Genomic DNA, 17,361 nt, shown 5'->3' on the forward strand with positions numbered 1-17,361 from the left:
TGGATGTGCCAGGTCCGGCCGGACCGTTCATCCGTCGCGCCGGTTCTTCCACCGGAAGGTCAGCAGGCACAACACCGATCCTCCGACGCACCACGCCCCCAGCACCAGGGCGATCCGCCCGAACTCCCAGCCTCCGGCCTGCTCCAGGACCTGCGCCGGCTCCGGCAGGAACACCCCGCGCAGGCAGGGACCCCGGGGTGGCCGGTCCGTGCGGTCGCGGCAGGGCTGCTGGTCCTGTTGATCCCGCTGTTCGTACGGGTGGGGCGTCCCCTCCTGCGCGCGGATCCGCCCGAGGCACGGCAGGCCCTCGGTTACCTGGCCGCGGCGATGGCGCTGTTCCTGCCGTCGGCGATCCTCGTGGGCGAGACGCGGCTGATGACGTTCGCACTCGTGCCCCAGTGCTTCATGACGCTGCGGATGCGCTGGGCGCTGGTGGCCGTGGCCGTGATCAACCTCGCCCCCGTGGTGGGCTGGGCGCTGCTGTGGTGGCCCAGTGACGAGGCCGTCTTCTTCAACGGGCTGTTCGCCGTGGTCACCCTCGGCTTCTCGGTGGCCGTCGGCACCTGGGTCATCCGCATCATCGAACAGAGCCAGGAACGGGCCGAGCTGATCGCAGAGCTGGACGCCAGCCGCCACGAGGTCTCCCGGCTGTCGGCGGAGCACGGCGCGCTGGAGGAGCGGGAGCGGATGGCCCGGGAGATCCTCCCCCATAGCCTTAAGGGCATGGGGGACCCCCATCACGCTCGCGCAGGGCTTCACCAGCCTGCTGATGCTGATCCAGGCCGTGGAGGCGGAAATCGACCGTGATGTGCCTGAGGCCCGGCGTCACCTGGCGCTGATGGACGAGACGGCCCGGCTGAACCTCGCCGAGGCGCGTGCCCTGGTCGCCGGGGGCGCGCCCGCCGACCTGGCCGGTGCCTCGCTGCCGGACGCCTTGCGCAGGCTGGCCGCGCGCCACGAGGCGACACTGGACGTGTCCGGGCCGGTTCGCCCACTGCCCGCCGGACCCGAGGTGGTGGCCCTTCGCTCCTGCCAGGAGGCGCTGGCCAACGCCCGCAAGCACGCGGGCGGTTCGGCGGCCGTCGACATCGCGCTGGCGTATGCCGACGAGGCCCTCACCCTGTCCGTACGGGACGACGGCTGCGGCTTCGACCCGGACGCCGCCGGTGACGGCTACGGTCTGGCGGGCCTGCGTACCCGGGCCGCCGAGGTGGGCGGAACGGCACGGAGCAGCAGCGCCCCGGGTGACGGCACGACAGTGACCGTCCGCCTACCCCTACCACCGTCGGCATCGGCATCGGCATCGGCATCGGCATCAAGGAGCTCATCGTGATCCGGATCGTCCTGGCCGACGACCACCCCGTCGTACGAGAGGGTCTGCGGGCCATGCTGAGTGCCGAGCCGGACCTGGAGGTCGTCGCCGACGCCTCCAGCGGACCGCGGGCGGAGGCGCTGGCGGCCGAGCTGCGGCCCGACATCGTGCTGATGGACCTGCGGATGCCGGGGGCGTGGACTCGATCGTGCGGATGAGCGAGGCGGGGCTGCCGTGCCGGGTGATCGTCCTGACGACGTACGAGACGGACCGGAACATCCTGCGGGCCGTGGAGGCTGGAGCGGCGGGCTATCTGCTGAAGGACATGCCGCGAGGGGACCTGGCCGAGGCCGTACGAGCGGCCGCGCGCGGCGAGACGGTCCTGGCGCCCTCGGTGGCGGCCCGGCTGGTGGACCAGATGCGCACCCGCCCCGAACGGCCGCACCTGTCGGAGCGCGAGACGACGGTGCTGCGGCTGGTGGCCGAGGGGTGTACGAATGCCGAGATCGGGCGGCGGCTGTTCATCGGTGAGTCCACTGTCAAGACGCACCTACTGCGGGCCTTCGGCAAGCTGGGCGTGGACGACCGGACGGCGGCGGTGACGAGTGCGATGCGGTACGGGCTGCTCGACTGAGACGCCCCTGGGGATGGGATGGGATGGGACGGGGCAGGGGCGGCGGGGGCGCGAACCACCCCCAGCCGCACCCCCACCGCCTCAGCCCAGCCTCGCCTCCAGCTCCGCCACGACCTCGTTCACACCGATCGCGGTCTGCTCCCCCGACTCCATGTCCTTCAGCTGCACCACGCCCTCGGCGAGGTCACGCTCGCCGGCGACGATCGTGTAGCGGGCACCGCTGCGGTTGGCGTTCTTCATCGCGCCCTTGAGCCCCTTGGCGCCGTAGGAGAAGTCCGCCGCGATACCCACCTTGCGCAGCTCGGTGACCTTCGCGAACAGGACCCGCCGGGCCTCCTCGCCGAGCGGTACCGCGAACACGCTGGTGGCGGCGGGGAGTTCGAGCTCGACGCCCTCCGCCTCCAGGGCGAGGACCGTGCGGTCGACGCCCAGGGCCCAGCCGACGGACGGCAGCGCCGGGCCGCCGATCATCTCCGACAGGCCGTCGTAGCGGCCGCCACCGCCCACCGCGGACTGGGAGCCCAGCCCGTCGTGGACGAACTCGAAGGTCGTGCGGGTGTAGTAGTCCAGGCCGCGCACCAGCTTCGGGTCGTCCTCGAAGGAGACGCCCGCCGCCGTGATCAGCTCGCGCACCTCCTCGTGGTACGCCTTGCAGGCGTCGCAGAGGTAGTCGCGCAGGAGCGGAGCGCCCGTCAACTGCTTCTGCACCGACTCCCGCTTGTCGTCCAGGACACGCAGCGGGTTGATCTCCGCACGGCGCAGCGTGTCCTCGTCCAGGTCCAGGCCGCGCAGGAAGTCCTGCAGGGCGGCCCGGTAGACCGGACGGCACTCCTTGTCGCCCAGGCTGTTCAGCAGGATGCGGAAGTTCCGCAGCCCGAGGGTGCGGTACGCCTGGTCGGCCAGGATGATCAGCTCGGCGTCCAGCGCCGGGTCCTCCGCACCGATCGCCTCGGCGCCGACCTGGGAGAAGTGGCGGTAACGGCCCGCCTGCGGCTTCTCGTACCGGTAATATGAGCCCGAATACCAGAGCTTCACCGGCAGGTTGCCCTGCTTGTGCAGGTTCGCCTCCAGCGCGGCCCGCAGCACGGACGCGGTGCCTTCGGGGCGCAAGGCCAGCTTGTCACCGCCCTTGGTCTCGAAGGCGTACATCTCCTTGCTGACGATGTCGGTGGACTCACCGACACCGCGCGCGAAGAGGCTGACGTCCTCGAAGCCGGGCGTCTCGATGTAGCCGTATCCGGAGTTACGCAGGGGCGCGGCGATCGCCTCGCGCACCGCCAGGAACATTGCGGACCGCGGCGGAATCAGGTCGTACGTGCCCTTGGGGGCCTTGAAGGTGCTCACGGAAGATCTCTCGTCACATTCCTCGTCGGGGAGGGGTGTCCACACCCGCGCCGCGATCCTGGCGGCCTGCGGCGACTTGCCGCAGATACGGGTTGGTGGCGCGCTCCTGGCCGATGGTCGTCTGGGGGCCGTGCCCGGACAGCACCACGGTCGAGTCGTCGAGCGGCAGGCACACGCGGGCCAGCGAGTCGAGCATCTCGGCCATGTCACCGCCGGGCAGGTCGGTGCGTCCGATGGAGCCGGCGAACAGCAGGTCGCCCGAGAAGAAGACCGGCGGGATGTCCGCCGCCTCGGGCAGGCCGAAGGTCACCGACCCCTTGGTATGGCCCGGCGCGTGCGCGACGGACAGCTCCAGACCGGCCAACTCCAGCTTCGTGCCGTCGGTCAGCTCCTTGACGTCGTCCGGCTCGCCCACGGTCAGCTCGCCCATGAGCGGCATCCCGATGGAACGGCCGAGACCCATCGACGGGTCGGTCATCATGTACCGGTCCTCGGGGTGGATCCACGCCGGTACTCCGTGCGCGCCGCACACCGGGACGACCGAGGCCACGTGGTCGATGTGGCCGTGTGTCAGGACGACGGCGACGGGCTTGAGCCGATGCTTCTTCAGCGTTTCCTCGACTCCCTCGGCGGCCTGGTGGCCGGGGTCGATGATCACGCACTCCTCACCGGCGGCGGGGGCGACGAGATAACAGTTCGTCCCCCAGGCCCCGGCGGGGAACCCGGCAATGAGCACGATCGTCCTTCGTTTGTGTCGATACGGGTGGGCTTCGAGGCGGCTGCGCCTGTGGTCAGAGCCTACCGGCGCTGCCGATTCCTCAGCGAACCCATATACGGTACGGGGCACACGCAGGCGGTCGGCTCACAAGACGCACGCGTCCCAGTCGACGTACGAGACGCATGAGGAGAAAACCCGGTGGTCACCCAGGAACAGCGGAAGCGTCAGCTCGCCCGGGAGAAGTTCTTGCGGCAGCAGCAGCGGCGTACGGCCGCGCGGCGCAAGGCGCGCATGCGCAACTCGGTGATCGCGTCGGTGCTCGGCGTGATCCTGGTGGGCAGCCTGGCCCTGTACACGACCGACGTCCTCAAGGACGACGACAAGACCAACGCGAGCTCCGAGACCAGCCCGAGCGCGCAGGCCTCGCCCAGCAAGGCGCCGGACCCGTGCGACAAGCCGGCCGCGGGCAAGGTCAAGTCGGAGACCTGGAAGAAGGAGCCGGCGATGACCATCGACGAGTCGGCGAAGTACACGATGAAGCTGGCCACGACGTGCGGTGAGATAGACATCGCGCTGAAGACGTCAGCGGCCCCGCACACCGTGAACTCGTTCAACTTCCTCGCCGGCAAGGGCTTCTTCGACCACACCAAGTGCCACCGGCTCACCACCAACGGCATCTACGTGCTGCAGTGCGGTGACCCGACCGGATCCGGTAGCGGCGGTCCCGGCTACACGATCCCGGACGAGAACCTCAAGGACAAAAGCCTGAAGGGCAACGTCTACCCGGCGGGCACGGTCGCGATGGCGAACACCGGCCAGGCGCACACCGGCGGCAGCCAGTTCTTCCTCGTGTTCCAGGACAGTCAGCTGCCGCCCAGCTACACACCGTTCGGTACCATCTCCGATTCCGGCATGAAGGTCCTGAAGAAGATCGCCGCGGCGGGCGAGAGCACCGGCCAGGGCGACGGGGCACCCAACGCGACGGTCGTGATCAACAAGGCAACTGTCACCAAATCCTGACCGCCAACTGCGAAATTTCGGTCGCGCGGGATGCGGACAGGCAACCCGCCGGTCGCCTATGTTGGCCGTGACGAAACTGTGGACGATGCCCGGGGGTGCTTCAGGCCCCCCGCAGGCATCATGTGGAGGAGGCGCTGTGAGCAGCGACCCGTGGGGCCGCGTCGACGAGACGGGGACCGTGTACGTGCGGACGGCCGACGGCGAGCAGGTCGTCGGTTCCTGGCAGGCCGGCTCCCCTGAGGAAGCGCTGGCCTACTTCGAGCGCAAGTACGAGGGCCTGGTTGTCGAGATCGGCCTCCTCGAGAAGCGAGTGAAGACCACCGACCTGTCGGCGAAGGACGCGCAGGCGGCCATCGACCACATTCGGGAGCAGGTCGACGCACACCACGCGGTCGGTGACCTGGACGCGCTCAGGGTCCGGCTGGACAAGCTGGTGGAGCTGGTCGAGAAGCGCCGTGAGGAGCGCAAGGCGCAGCGGGCGAAGCAGTCGGACGAGGCGCGCCATGCCAAGGAGGCGCTGGTCGCCGAGGCGGAGGAGCTGGCGCAGTCCGACCAGTGGCGAGCCGCCGGTGAACGGCTGCGTGCCCTGGTGGACACCTGGAAGGGCCTGCCGCGGCTGGACCGCAAGTCGGACGACGAGCTGTGGCACCGCTTCTCGCACGCCCGCTCGGCGTTCTCCAAGCGCCGCAAGGCGCACTTCGCGTCGCTGGACGCGCAGCGCGAAGAGGCCCGCAAGGCCAAGGAGCGGCTGGTCGCCGAGGCCGAGGCGCTGTCCGGCTCGACGGACTGGGGTCCTACGGCCGCGCGCTACCGCGAGCTGATGGCCGAGTGGAAGGCCGCCGGCCGTGCCCAGCGCGAGCACGAGGACGACCTGTGGAACCGCTTCCGCGGCGCCCAGGACGTCTTCTTCGCCGCCCGCAGCTCGGTCTTCGCCGAGCGCGACGCCGAGCAGTCCGAGAACCTGAAGCTGAAGGAGGAGCTGGCCGAGGAGGCCGAGAAGCTCCTGCCGATCGGGGACCTGAAGGCCACGCGGGCCGCGTTCCGCTCGATCAACGAGCGCTGGGAGGCCATCGGCCATGTGCCCCGTGACGCGCGGCCGAAGGTCGAGGGCCGGATGCACGCCGTGGAGCGGGCCATCCAGGAGGCCGAGGAGACCGAGTGGCGCCGGACCAACCCGGAGGCACGGGCGCGTGCCGAGGGTCTGACCGGCCAGCTCCAGGCGGCCGTGGACAAGCTGAAGGGCCAGATCGAGCAGGCGCGCGCCCAGGGCAACAACGCCAAGGCCGACAAGCTCGAGAGGGAGCTGGAGGGCCGCCAGGCCCTGCTGGACCAGGCGCTGAAGGGGCTGCAGGAGTTCGGCGGCTGACGGACGCGTGAAGAGGGGCTCCCGTACCTGTCCGGTACGGGAGCCCCTCTCGTCGTCTGCGGTGCTAGTGCCGCGGCAGGCAACGTTTGCCCGTCAAGGAGCGGCGTCCGGTGCGTGCTCTCGGCGTGCCGGGCGCAGGCCCTCGTACTGGATGTACTTGGGTCTGTGCCCGGTGCGGCGAGAGTGCGTGCCGGGCGTCGCGACGGGGCAAACGTTGCCTGCCGCGGCACTAGCGGCTGCGCGCCGACGTCACCCGGTACACGTCGTACACGCCTTCCACACCTCGTACGGCCTTCAGCACATGGCCGAGATGCTTCGGGTCGCCCATCTCGAAGGTGAAGCGGGAGGTGGCGACGCGGTCGCGGGAGGTCTGGACGGCCGCGGAGAGGATGTTGACGTGCTGGTCGGACAGCACGCGCGTGACGTCCGACAGGAGCCGGGAGCGGTCCAGGGCCTCGACCTGGATGGCGACCAGGAAGACCGAGGACTGGGTGGGTGCCCACTCGACCTCGAGGATGCGCTCGGGCTCGCGGGACAGCGAGTCGACGTTGACGCAGTCGCTGCGGTGAACCGATACGCCACTGCCCCGCGTGACGAAGCCGATGATGGGGTCGCCCGGAACCGGCGTACAACAGCGGGCCAGCTTGACCCACACGTCGTCGACACCCTTGACGACGACACCCGGGTCCGTGCTGGAGCGGCGCTTGCGGCTGCGGCCGCGGGACGGGGGTACCGACTCGTCGATCTCCTCGGTGGCGGCCTCCTCGCCGCCGAGTGCCTGGACGAGCTTCTGCACGACGTTCTGTGCGGAGACGTGGCCCTCGCCGATCGCCGCGTACAGCGCGGAGATGTCCGGGTAGCGCATCTCGTGGGCGAGCGTCACCAGGGAGTCGCCGGTCAGGATGCGCTGGATCGGCAGGTTCTGTTTGCGCATCGCGCGGACGATCGCGTCCTTGCCCTGCTCGATCGCCTCGTCGCGGCGCTCCTTGGAGAACCACGCCCGGATCTTGTTGCGGGCGCGCGGCGACTTGACGAAGCCGAGCCAGTCGCGGGAGGGGCCCGCGCCGGAGGCCTTGGAGGTGAAGACCTCCACCAGGTCGCCGTTGTCCAGGGTGGATTCGAGCGGTACGAGACGCCCGTTGACCCGCGCTCCTATGGTGCGGTGGCCGACCTCGGTGTGCACCGCGTACGCGAAGTCGACGGGGGTGGCCCCGGCCGGAAGCGCTATGACGTCGCCCTTGGGGGTGAAGACGAAGACCTCGTTGCGGGAGAGGTCGAAGCGCAGGGACTCCAGGAACTCGCCCGGGTCCTCGGTCTCCTTCTGCCAGTCCAGCAGTTGCCGCAGCCACGCCATGTCGTTGATGGCGCCGGCATCCTTGCCGGCCTTGCCGGACGATGACTTCGGCGCGTCCGTACGAACCTTGGAGGCGCCGGCGACGGCCTCCTGCTTGTACTTCCAGTGCGCGGCGATGCCGTACTCGGCGCGGCGGTGCATGTCGAACGTGCGGATCTGGAGTTCGACCGGCTTGCCGTTTGGTCCGATGACCGTCGTGTGCAGCGACTGGTACATGTTGAACTTGGGCATCGCGATGTAGTCCTTGAACCGGCCGGGGACCGGGTTCCATCGCGCGTGCACCGTGCCGAGGGCGGCGTAGCAGTCGCGGACGGTGTCCACGAGGACGCGGATGCCCACCAGGTCGTAGATCTCCGCGAAGTCACGGCCGCGGACGATCATCTTCTGGTAGACGCTGTAATAGTGCTTCGGGCGGCCGGTGACTGTCGCCTTGATCCGGGCGGCGCGCAGGTCGGCCTGGACCTCGTCGGTCACTATGGCCAGGTACTCGTCACGCTTCGGTGCCCTTTCGGCCACCAGCCGTACGATCTCGTCGTACATCTTGGGGTAGAGGATCGCGAAGGCGAGGTCCTCCAGTTCCCACTTGATGGTGTTCATGCCCAGGCGGTGGGCGAGCGGCGCGTAGATCTCCAGGGTCTCGCGCGCCTTCTTCTCCTGCTTCTCGCGCTTGAGGTAGCGCATGGTGCGCATGTTGTGCAGGCGGTCGGCGAGCTTGATGACCAGGACGCGTGGGTCCTTGGCCATCGCCACGACCATCTTGCGCACGGTCTCGGCCTGTGCGGCCTCGCCGAACTTGACCTTGTCCAGCTTGGTGACGCCGTCGACGAGCAGCGCGACGGAGTCGCCGAAGTCGCGGCGGAGCTGGTCGAGGCCGTACTCAGTGTCCTCGACGGTGTCGTGCAGGAGACCGGCCATGAGCGTGGCCGGGTCCATGCCGAGCTCGGCGAGGATCGTCGTCACCGCGAGGGGGTGCGTGATGTACGGGTCGCCGCTCTTGCGCTTCTGGCCGCGATGCCAGCGCTCGGCGACCTGGTAGGCGCGCTCGATCTGACGCAGCGTCGACGTCTCGATCTTCGGGTCGTTGCTGCGGACTATCCGCAGCAACGGCTCCAGCACCGGGTTGTACGGGTTGGAGCGCTGCACGCCGAGACGGGCGAGGCGGGCGCGGACGCGGTTGGAGGAGCCGGTGCGGGCGGGCTGGCCGGCGGGCGGGCGGACCGCGGGCGGGTTCGTGGGCCGCTGGGCGGGGGCGGGCTTGGGGCGCGTCTGCTCGGCCGGCTTGTCGACGGGCGCGGACTGGGCATGCTGGACCGGCCCGCGGGGGTCGTTCTTCGCGATCGGCGCGTTGGTCGCGTCCGTCGCGTTCGGCGCGGGCTTCGCCTTCGGCGCCGAGGCGGACTCGGGCTTGGCGGCGGTCAGGTGCTGGGCCTCGTCTGGCAAGAGGGCTCCTCGTGCGCGATCCGGGTCCCCCGGTCAGGCTCCGGAGACCCCATGGTAGCCATCCTGCGCCCCAGGATCGCCTTCAGGCCAATGTGAAGGCCGTCAACCGGAGAAACGCGAGGGGCGGGCGCCGGATTCCTCCGGGCCCGCCCCGATGTCCTGCGAGGGTCTTCAGACCTTGAGCAGCGCCTCCAGCGGGGCGCCGGCCAGGGCCGGTTCCAGGCGGGTGCGGCCGCCGAGGAAGCCGAGCTCCATCAGGACGGCGAGGCCCGCGATCTCGGCGCCCGCCCGGCGGATGAGCTGGAGGGAGGCCTCGGCGGTGCCGCCCGTGGCGAGGACGTCGTCGACCACCAGGACGCGGTCGCCGTGCTTGAGGTCCTCGGCGTGCACCTCGATCTCGGCGGAGCCGTACTCCAGGTCGTAGGCCTGGCTGAGGGTGGCTCCGGGGAGCTTGCCCGCCTTGCGTACGGGGATGAAGCCGACGCCGGCGCGGACGGCGACCGGCGCGCCGAGGATGAAGCCGCGGGCCTCCAGCCCGACGATCTTCGTGGCGCCGGTGTTCCCGGCGATCTCGGCCAGCGCGTCGGTGAGCGCGGTGAACGCCGCCGGGTCTGCCAGGAGCGGGGTGATGTCCTTGAACATCACGCCCGGCTCCGGGTAGTCGGCCACGTCGCGTATACGGCTGAGCAGCAGCTCTTCGATGCCGGTCATCGGCGCTTCCCCGAGGGTCGGCCGCGGCCCCGGTTGCGGGAGGCGGGCTGGTTGCGCGGGCCCACGACGGCGGGAGCGGCGTGGTCGTCCTCGGGCTCGTCGGCGAGCGGCTCGTCGGTGACCGGGGCCTCCAGGGACTCGCCCTTGGCGGCGGCCTGAGCCCGCTTGGCGAGCACACGCTTCTTCAGGGCCTTCATCTGCGGCTCGCGCTCCTTGAGGTCGGCGACGAGCGGCGTGGCGATGAAGATCGAGGAGTACGCACCGGCCGCGAGGCCGACGAACAGCGACAGCGAGATGTCGTTGAGCATGCCGGCGCCGAGCACACCGCCACCGATGAACAGCAGGCTCCCGACCGGCAGCAGCGCCACCACGGTGGTGTTGATGGAGCGGACCAGGGTGCTGTTGATCGAGCGGTTGGCGATGTCGCTGTAGGTCCAGCGGGTCTGTTTGGCGATGTCCTTCGTCTGCTCCTTGAGGCTGTCGAAGACGACGACCGTGTCATAGAGCGAGTAACCGAGGATCGTCAGCAGACCGATCACGGTGCCGGGCGTCACCTCGAAGCCGACGAGGGCGTAGATGCCGACCGTGATGGTGATGTCGTGGATCAGCGCGACGAACGCGGCGAACGCCATGCGCCATTCGAAGGCGATCGCCAGATAGATCACGACCAGGACGAGGAAGATGCCGAGGCCCTGCCAGGCCTTGTTGGCGATCTGGTCACCCCAGCTGGGGCCGACCAGGTCGGCGTTGATGCTCTCGGCGTCGACCTTCAGGTCCTTGGCGAGGTCCGTCTTGATCTGGTTGGACTTGTCGGTGTCGATGCCCGCGACCTGGATGCGCAGGCTGCCGCTGCCGAGCTCCTGCACGATCGCGTCGTGCCCCGAGGCCTCCTCCGCGTACGTCTCGGCCTGGGAGACGGAGACGGAGGTGTTCTTCGGGGTGGTGAAGACGGCGCCGCCCTGAAACTCGATGCCCATGTTCAGGCCGCGCACCGCCAGGCCGACGATGGCCGTGATGGTGATCAGGATCGAGAGGCCGTACCAGATCTTGCGGTTGCCGACGAAGTCGTAGCCGACCTCGCCACGGTGCAGTCGGGCGCCGAGGTTGCCGAGCTTCGACATCTCTCACGCCTCCTTCGGGTCGACAGGGCCAGCGGCGGGGCGGGCGGGACGGCGGGTGCGGCGCAGCGGCGGCTGGGCACCCAGGCTCTTCGGGTCGAGGCCGGACCACTTGTGGCCGCTCGCGAAGAACTTGCGGCGGGCCATCAGCGTCAGCAGCGGCTTGGTGAAGAGGAACACGACGACCACGTCGAGCAGGGTGGTCAGACCGAGCGTGAACGCGAAGCCCTGGACCTTGCCGACGGTGACGACGAACAGGACCGCGGCGGCGAGGAACGACACGAAGTCGGAGACCAGGATGGTGCGCCGGGCACGCGGCCAGGCCCGCTCGACGGCGGGTCGCAGCGAGCGGCCCTCGCGGATCTCGTCGCGGACGCGTTCGAAGTACACGATGAACGAGTCCGCTGTGATGCCGATCGCGACGATGGCACCGCAGACGGCCGGCAGGTTCAGTGCGAAGCCGATGGCCGGGCCGAGCAGCGACATGATCACGTACGTCAGGGCCGCGGAGACCAGCAGTGAGGCGATGGCGATGAACGACAGGCCGCGGTAGTACACCAGCAGGTACAGGACGACCAGGGCAAGGCCGATCGCGCCGGCGATCAGACCGGCCTGCAGCTGCTCACCGCCGAGCGCGGCGGTCACCGTGGTGACGCTGTCCTCCTTGAAGGTCAGCGGCAGGGCGCCGTACGACAGCATGTTGGCCAGGCTCTCGGCCGACTGCTGGTTGAAGTTGCCGGAGATCTCCGCGTTGCCGCCGGTCAGCGCCTGGCTGACGTACGGGTCGGAGACGACCTCGCCGTCGAGGACGATGGCGAACTGGTTCTGCGGGGACTGGTTCTTGGCCAGCTTGCCGGTGATCTCGGCGAACTTCTTGGTGCCGCTGTTCGTGAAGTCCATGGTGACCGTCCAGCCGGCACCCGTGGTGGTGTTGAGGACGGCCTGCGCCTTGTCCACGTCCGTGCCGTCGACCTCGGCGGGGCCGAGGATGTACTTCTGCCACTGGCCCTGCGAGTTCTGGCCGCAGGCCACGGTCGCGTCGCCGGGCTTGGCACCCTTGCCGGCGTTGGCGCGGGTTGCCGGCTTGGTGCAGTCGAGGGCGGCGTACTGCGCCTCGAGGTTGCCGGCCGCGTCACCGGAGGGGCTGCCGCTCGGGGACGGGGATGCGCTCGTGGACGGCGTGGGGTCGGCCTTCAGGGCGTCGGTGACCGCGCGGCCCTGCGAGGTGGGGCTGGCGGAGCCTGAGGGCGACTGCGACGAGGTCGCCTTGTCCTTGTCGGCGGGCTGGTCGGTCGCCTTGCCCGAGGCGCTGCCGGAGGGGCTCGGCGACGGGCTGGCCGGCGCGGCGCCGCCGGAGACCTCGGTCGCGACGACCGGCCGGAAGTAGAGCTTGGCGGTGGTGCCGACCTGGTCCTGGGCCTCCTTGGAGTTCGTGCCCTTGGGGATGTTGACGATGATGTTCCTGTCGCCCTGGGTCTGAACCTCGGCTTCCGTGACACCCAGACCATTGACACGGCGGTTCATGATGTCGACCGCGGTGTCCATGTTGGTCTTGTTGATCGCGGATTCCTGGCCGGCCTCGGGGACCGCCCGGAGGGTGATGCTCGTACCACCGGCCAGGTCGATGCCGAGACGCGGAGTGGTGTGCCCGGAGAGGAACATCCCCCCGGTGAGCGCCACGATGGCGATCAGGATGAGGGCCAGCGAGCGCCCCGGCTTGCTCTGGGCGCTCGAGCTCCGGCCCCTCTTAGGTGCTGCCACCTTCTCGTACTCCCTCTCGGGCCGCCTCGCGCCCGGTCTGCGGGCGGGCGGCCATCACATGGTGTCGGTATCCCGTGCGAGCTGTGCACGGTCCGGGGCGCACGGCGGCAGGCCCGCGCGCCCAGGAGTGCGACTACTTCGCGCCGGAGTCGCCGTCGGTCTTCTTCGGCTCTTCGTCCGTCTTGGCCTCGGTGGCCGGGGCCTCGGCGGGCTCCTCGGCCGGGTCCTTCTTACCAAGGTCGACGGCCTTGTCGTCGGAGGCGGCGGCAGCGTCGTCGGCGGGCTCGTCGGTCTCGTCGGCCTCGGTGAGGGAGGAGGCGTCGTCCGGGACGACGTCGGTGTCGGACTTCAGGTCGTGCTCGATGCCGTGGACGATGCGGTTGTACTCGTCGTCGGAGAGAACGGCACCGATCGCGTTCTTCGCGAAGAGCAGCTCGACGCCCGGACCGGCGTCGACGAGAACCGAGTCCTCGTTGACTTCCTTGACCGTCGCGTACATGCCCCCGATCGTGCGGATGCCACTGCCGGGCTGCATCTGATTGCGCATGTCGGCGGCCTGCTGCTGCTTCTTCTTCGCCGACCGGGTCATCAGGAACATGGCCCCGATGAGCACGATGAACGGGAGGAGGGTCACGAGACTCACGGGTCGGAACTTCCTTCACGCGACCGCGATGTGAGCGGCCTGATGGTTGGGGGTGTGCATACCGCCGACAAAGGCGGCATCGGCGGAGTCTAAGCGAGTCCGCGCGCATGGAACAACGTTCAGCATGGCACCGGGGTTCCTGCTCCGGCCAATGCGCACGTCGTCACCGCGCCGTCACGTCCCGAACAGGTCCTGTTGTCCGTTTCCAGCGGCCGCCGAACGGGGCGGGGTGAGGCCGAGATGCGCCCATGCGGCCGGGGTGGCGACGCGACCGCGCGGTGTACGGGCGAGCAGCCCCTCCCGGACCAGGAAGGGCTCGGCGACCTCCTCCACGGTCTCACGCTCCTCCCCCACCGCGACCGCCAGCGTGGACAGGCCGACGGGTCCGCCGCCGAACAGCTTGAGCAGGGCCTGAAGAACGCCCCGGTCGAGACGGTCGAGGCCGCGGGCGTCGACCTCGTAGACGGCGAGGGCCGCCGCGGCGATGTCGCGCGTGATCAGACCGTCGGCCTTGACCTGCGCGTAGTCGCGGACGCGGCGCAGCAGACGGTTGGCGATACGGGGGGTGCCGCGCGAGCGGCCGGCGATCTCGGCGGCGCCGTCGGCCTCGATCTCCACGTCCAGCAGGTGCGCCGAGCGGTGGATGACGCGCTCCAGCTCGACGGGTTCGTAGAACTCCATGTGCGCGGTGAAGCCGAAGCGGTCGCGCAGCGGCGGTGGCAGCAGGCCCGCGCGCGTGGTGGCGCCGACCAGGGTGAAGGGCGGCAGTTCCAGCGGGATGGCGGTGGCGCCGGGGCCCTTGCCGACGATGACGTCGACGCGGAAGTCCTCCATCGCCATGTAGAGCATCTCCTCGGCGGGCCGGGACATGCGGTGGATCTCGTCGAGGAAGAGGACCTCGCCCTCCTGGAGGGAGGAGAGGATGGCGGCGAGGTCGCCGGCGTGCTGGATGGCGGGCCCGCTGGTGATGCGGATCGGGGCGTTCATCTCGGCGGCGATGATCATCGACAGGGTGGTCTTGCCGAGGCCGGGGGCGCCGGAGAGCAGCACATGGTCGGCGGTGGCCCCCCGCGCGCGTGCGGCGCGCAGGACGAGGTCGAGCTGTTCGCGGACCTTCTCCTGGCCGATGAACTCGTCCAGGTCCTTGGGGCGCAGGGCGGCCTCGACGGCCTGGTCCTCACCGTCGGCGACAGGGCCCACCAGCCGCTCGGAGGCGGGGGTGTCGGTCGTGTCGTCCCAGTTCATGTGGAGTGCCTCAAAGTGTGATGGGTCAGCGGGCTCGGTTCAGAGTCTGCAGGGCCGCCTTCAGCAACTGGCCGACCTGCGGGGTGCCCTCCGCGGCCTCGGCCTGCGGGGCCACGGCGGACACCGCCTCGTCGGCCTCGCGGGTCGCGTACCCCAGGCCGATCAGGGCGGCGTGCAGCTGGTCGCGCCAGCCGGTGCTGACCGGTGCGCCGACCGCGGGTGCGCCGATCGGCTCCCCGAGGCGGTCCTTCAGCTCCAGCAGCAGCTTCTGTGCGCCCTTCTTGCCGATTCCCGGGACGGCGATGAGCGCCTTCTCGTCCCCGGTCGAGACGGCCCGGCGCAGGGCGTCCGGGCTGTGGACCGCCAGCATGGCCTGGGCCAGGCGGGGACCGACACCGCTCGCGGTCTGGAGCAGCTCGAAGATCTGCCGCTCGTCGTCGTCCGCGAAGCCGTACAGGGTCAGCGAGTCCTCCCGTACGACGAGAGAGGTGGCGAGCTTGGCCGGCCGGCCGAGCCGGAGCGTGGACAGGGTGTTCGGCGTGCACTGGACGGCCATGCCGACGCCGCCCACCTCTACCACCGCGGCGTCGGGAGCGAGTGCGGCGACCGTGCCGCTGACGAAGGCGATCATGCCCTACGGCCTTTCGATGCGTGCAGGGCGACGGCCTGCTGGAGTCGGTTCTGGGCGGGGGCGCGCCAGATGTGGCAGATGGCGAGCGCGAGGGCGTCGGCGGCGTCGGCGGGCTTCGGGGGCGCGTCGAGCCGCAGCAGGCGGGTGACCATGGCACCGACCTGCGCCTTGTCGGCGCGGCCGCTGCCGGTGACGGCGGCCTTGACCTCGCTGGGCGTGTGCAGGGCGACGGGGATGCCGCGGCGGGCGGCGCAGAGCATGGCGACGGCGCTGGCCTGGGCGGTGCCCATCACGGTGCGGACGTTGTGCTGGCTGAACACCCGCTCCACGGCGACGAATTCCGGCCGGTGTTCATCCAGCCATTGTTCGATGCCCTTTTCGATGGCGACGAGTCGACGGGCCAAGTCCGCGTCCACGGGCGTGCGGACGACACCGACGCCGAGCATGGTGAGCGACCGCCCTGCCACGCCTTCGACCACGCCGACACCGCATCGAGTCAGCCCCGGGTCCACCCCCAGTACGCGCACCACGCCCCTCCCTTCGATCGCCTGTTTGTGCAGGCTATCGGGTGCCACCGACAACGGCGGCGGGCCGGTGGGACGTGTCCCACCGGCCCGCCGAAGCCGCTCTGCTCACGGCAGCGTTACGCGTCGACCTTCTCCATGATCTCGTCGCTGACGTCGAAGTTGGCGAAGACGTTCTGCACGTCGTCGCTGTCCTCGAGCGCGTCGATCAGCTTGAAGATCTTCTTGGCGCCCTCCTCGTCCAGCTCGACCTGCATGGTCGGGACGAAGTTGGCCTCGGCGGAGTCGTAGTCGATCCCGGCGTCCTGGAGGGCGGTGCGGACCGCGACCAGGTCGGTGGCCTCGCTGATGACCTCGAAGTTCTCACCGAGGTCGTTGACTTCCTCGGCACCCGCGTCGAGCACGGCGCCCAGGACGTCGTCCTCCGTCAGCTCGCCCTTGGGGACGACGACGACGCCCTTGCGGTTGAAGAGGTACGACACCGAACCGGGGTCGGCCATGGAGCCGCCGTTGCGGGTCATGGCGACGCGGACGTCGGAGGCGGCGCGGTTGCGGTTGTCGGTGAGGCACTCGATGAGCACCGCGACACCGTTCGGCCCGTAGCCCTCGTACATGATCGTCTCGTAGTCGGCGCCACCGGCCTCCAGGCCGGCACCGCGCTTGACCGCGGAGTCGATGTTCTTGTTCGGGACCGACGACTTCTTCGCCTTCTGGATGGCGTCGTACAGCGTCGGGTTGCCGTCCGGGTCGGCACCGCCCATGCGCGCCGCGACCTCGACGTTCTTGATCAGCTTCGCGAAGAGCTTGCCGCGTTTGGCGTCGATCACGGCCTTCTTGTGCTTCGTCGTGGCCCATTTAGAGTGGCCGGACATCTGCCTGTCTCCTTCGCGTAACCCATCTCTGTACGAACGGCAGAGATCCTACAAGGACTCCGCGGTCCGCCTCGCGCGCACCATGTCGACGAACAGGGCGTGCACGCGGTGGTCGCCGGTCAGTTCGGGGTGGAACGACGTGGCCAGCGCGTCGCCCTGGCGGACCGCGACGATGTGGCCGTCGTGCTCGGCCAGCACCTCCGCCTCGGCGCCGACGGACTCCACCCAGGGAGCGCGGATGAAGACCCCCTCCACAGGATCGCCCGCGATGCCCTTGACGTCGAGGGCCGCTTCGAAGGACTCGTTCTGGCGTCCGAAGGCGTTGCGGCGCACGATCATGTCGATGCCGCCGACGGTCTCCTGACCCGAGCGCGGGTCGAGGATCTTGTCGGCCAGCATGATCATGCCGGCGCAGGTGCCGTAGACGGGCATGCCGCTGTGCACGCGCGTGCGTAGCGGTTCCATCACGCCGAAGAGGACGGCCAGTTTGGAGATGGTCGTGGACTCACCGCCGGGGATGACGAGGCCGTCGACCGCGGCGAGCTCTTCGGGGCGCCGCACCGGCCTGGCCACGGCGTCGGCCGCGGCCAGGGCGATGAGGTGCTCCCGTACGTCGCCCTGGAGGGCCAGGACGCCTATGACAGGTGCGTCGGTCATGTAGGTGCAGT

At 69.9% G+C, this 17,361-nt stretch carries 14 protein-coding genes and 3 pseudogenes; 4 read left to right on the top strand and 13 right to left on the bottom strand.

Features of this window, described 5'->3' with window-relative positions; all coding sequences use genetic code 11:
- Positions 1 to 27 precede the first annotated feature (27 nt).
- Positions 28 to 183: pseudogene (locus Q4V64_RS54865) on the bottom strand (ABC transporter permease); the annotation flags it as partial.
- A 3-nt stretch (positions 184 to 186) separates the two neighbouring features.
- Here Q4V64_RS54865 and Q4V64_RS54870 point away from each other — a divergent pair.
- Together Q4V64_RS54870 and Q4V64_RS09250 are read left to right on the top strand one after the other, a co-directional pair.
- Positions 187 to 1,333 (top strand): annotated as a pseudogene (locus Q4V64_RS54870) (sensor histidine kinase); the annotation flags it as partial.
- Positions 1,330 to 1,946 (top strand): annotated as a pseudogene (locus Q4V64_RS09250) (response regulator transcription factor). The pseudogenes Q4V64_RS54870 and Q4V64_RS09250, both read left to right, overlap by 4 nt.
- Before the next feature lie 81 nt (positions 1,947 to 2,027).
- On the opposite strand, the gene hisS reads toward Q4V64_RS09250, so the two are convergent.
- Both hisS and Q4V64_RS09260 read right to left on the bottom strand, forming a co-directional pair.
- Positions 2,028 to 3,290, bottom strand: a complete 1,263-nt coding sequence (hisS, locus tag Q4V64_RS09255; protein ID WP_124443780.1) for a histidine--tRNA ligase — start codon at positions 3,288 to 3,290, stop codon at positions 2,028 to 2,030.
- A 13-nt stretch (positions 3,291 to 3,303) separates the two neighbouring features.
- Complete coding sequence (locus Q4V64_RS09260; RefSeq protein ID WP_124443779.1) at positions 3,304 to 4,026, bottom strand: MBL fold metallo-hydrolase; 723 nt, start codon at positions 4,024 to 4,026, stop codon at positions 3,304 to 3,306.
- A 180-nt stretch (positions 4,027 to 4,206) separates the two neighbouring features.
- Between Q4V64_RS09260 and Q4V64_RS09265 the strand changes: the two genes are divergently transcribed.
- Together Q4V64_RS09265 and Q4V64_RS09270 are read left to right on the top strand one after the other, a co-directional pair.
- Positions 4,207 to 5,028: a peptidylprolyl isomerase gene (locus tag Q4V64_RS09265; protein WP_124443778.1), complete on the top strand. Its 822-nt coding sequence runs from the start codon at positions 4,207 to 4,209 to the stop codon at positions 5,026 to 5,028.
- Between the two features lie 136 nt (positions 5,029 to 5,164).
- Positions 5,165 to 6,394 carry a DUF349 domain-containing protein gene (locus Q4V64_RS09270; RefSeq protein WP_124443777.1) on the top strand — a complete coding sequence of 410 codons (1,230 nt, stop codon included), beginning with the start codon at positions 5,165 to 5,167 and terminating at the stop codon, positions 6,392 to 6,394.
- A gap of 229 nt (positions 6,395 to 6,623) precedes the next feature.
- Here Q4V64_RS09270 and relA read toward each other — a convergent pair whose 3' ends face one another.
- The 10 genes from relA to pdxT form a co-directional block, all read right to left on the bottom strand.
- On the bottom strand, positions 6,624 to 9,188 hold the full coding sequence (relA, locus tag Q4V64_RS09275; protein WP_124443776.1) for a GTP pyrophosphokinase: 2,565 nt from the start codon (positions 9,186 to 9,188) through the stop codon (positions 6,624 to 6,626).
- A 171-nt stretch (positions 9,189 to 9,359) separates the two neighbouring features.
- Positions 9,360 to 9,899: an adenine phosphoribosyltransferase gene (locus Q4V64_RS09280; protein WP_124443775.1), complete on the bottom strand. Its 540-nt coding sequence runs from the start codon at positions 9,897 to 9,899 to the stop codon at positions 9,360 to 9,362.
- Positions 9,896 to 11,020: a protein translocase subunit SecF gene (gene secF, locus Q4V64_RS09285; protein ID WP_124443774.1), complete on the bottom strand. Its 1,125-nt coding sequence runs from the start codon at positions 11,018 to 11,020 to the stop codon at positions 9,896 to 9,898. The genes Q4V64_RS09280 and secF overlap by 4 nt, the downstream gene beginning before the upstream one ends.
- Positions 11,021 to 11,023: 3 nt before the next feature.
- The gene (gene secD / locus Q4V64_RS09290) at positions 11,024 to 12,778 is read right to left on the bottom strand and encodes a protein translocase subunit SecD (RefSeq protein WP_124443773.1); all 1,755 of its coding nucleotides are present in this window, start codon (positions 12,776 to 12,778) and stop codon (positions 11,024 to 11,026) included.
- Between the two features lie 133 nt (positions 12,779 to 12,911).
- Positions 12,912 to 13,421 (bottom strand): preprotein translocase subunit YajC, encoded by a 510-nt coding sequence (gene yajC / locus Q4V64_RS09295; protein WP_124443772.1) that lies wholly within the window; start codon positions 13,419 to 13,421, stop codon positions 12,912 to 12,914.
- A gap of 174 nt (positions 13,422 to 13,595) precedes the next feature.
- Positions 13,596 to 14,666, bottom strand: a complete 1,071-nt coding sequence (ruvB, locus tag Q4V64_RS09300; protein WP_124443771.1) for a Holliday junction branch migration DNA helicase RuvB — start codon at positions 14,664 to 14,666, stop codon at positions 13,596 to 13,598.
- Between the two features lie 25 nt (positions 14,667 to 14,691).
- Entirely contained in the window at positions 14,692 to 15,297 is a 606-nt protein-coding gene (ruvA, locus tag Q4V64_RS09305; protein WP_124443770.1) for a Holliday junction branch migration protein RuvA, read from the bottom strand.
- Complete coding sequence (gene ruvC, locus Q4V64_RS09310) at positions 15,294 to 15,824, bottom strand: crossover junction endodeoxyribonuclease RuvC (RefSeq protein ID WP_172629483.1); 531 nt, start codon at positions 15,822 to 15,824, stop codon at positions 15,294 to 15,296. Before ruvC ends, ruvA begins: the two co-directional genes overlap by 4 nt.
- Before the next feature lie 116 nt (positions 15,825 to 15,940).
- On the bottom strand, positions 15,941 to 16,693 hold the full coding sequence (locus Q4V64_RS09315; protein WP_095754408.1) for a YebC/PmpR family DNA-binding transcriptional regulator: 753 nt from the start codon (positions 16,691 to 16,693) through the stop codon (positions 15,941 to 15,943).
- A 48-nt stretch (positions 16,694 to 16,741) separates the two neighbouring features.
- Complete coding sequence (gene pdxT, locus Q4V64_RS09320) at positions 16,742 to 17,350, bottom strand: pyridoxal 5'-phosphate synthase glutaminase subunit PdxT (protein WP_124443769.1); 609 nt, start codon at positions 17,348 to 17,350, stop codon at positions 16,742 to 16,744.
- Between the last annotated feature and the right edge of the window lie 11 nt (positions 17,351 to 17,361).

This window comes from Streptomyces sp. NL15-2K, from assembly GCF_030551255.1.
Lineage (GTDB): Bacteria > Actinomycetota > Actinomycetes > Streptomycetales > Streptomycetaceae > Streptomyces.

Coding starts and splice junctions, on each gene's coding strand:
- Q4V64_RS09280 (WP_124443775.1), bottom strand. CDS start 9,899: ATGACCGGCATCGAAGAGCTGCTGCTCAGCCGTATACGCGACGTGGCC.
- secF (WP_124443774.1), bottom strand. CDS start 11,020: ATGTCGAAGCTCGGCAACCTCGGCGCCCGACTGCACCGTGGCGAGGTC.
- ruvB (WP_124443771.1), bottom strand. CDS start 14,666: ATGAACTGGGACGACACGACCGACACCCCCGCCTCCGAGCGGCTGGTG.
- ruvA (WP_124443770.1), bottom strand. CDS start 15,297: ATGATCGCCTTCGTCAGCGGCACGGTCGCCGCACTCGCTCCCGACGCC.
- Q4V64_RS09315 (WP_095754408.1), bottom strand. CDS start 16,693: ATGTCCGGCCACTCTAAATGGGCCACGACGAAGCACAAGAAGGCCGTG.
- pdxT (WP_124443769.1), bottom strand. CDS start 17,350: ATGACCGACGCACCTGTCATAGGCGTCCTGGCCCTCCAGGGCGACGTA.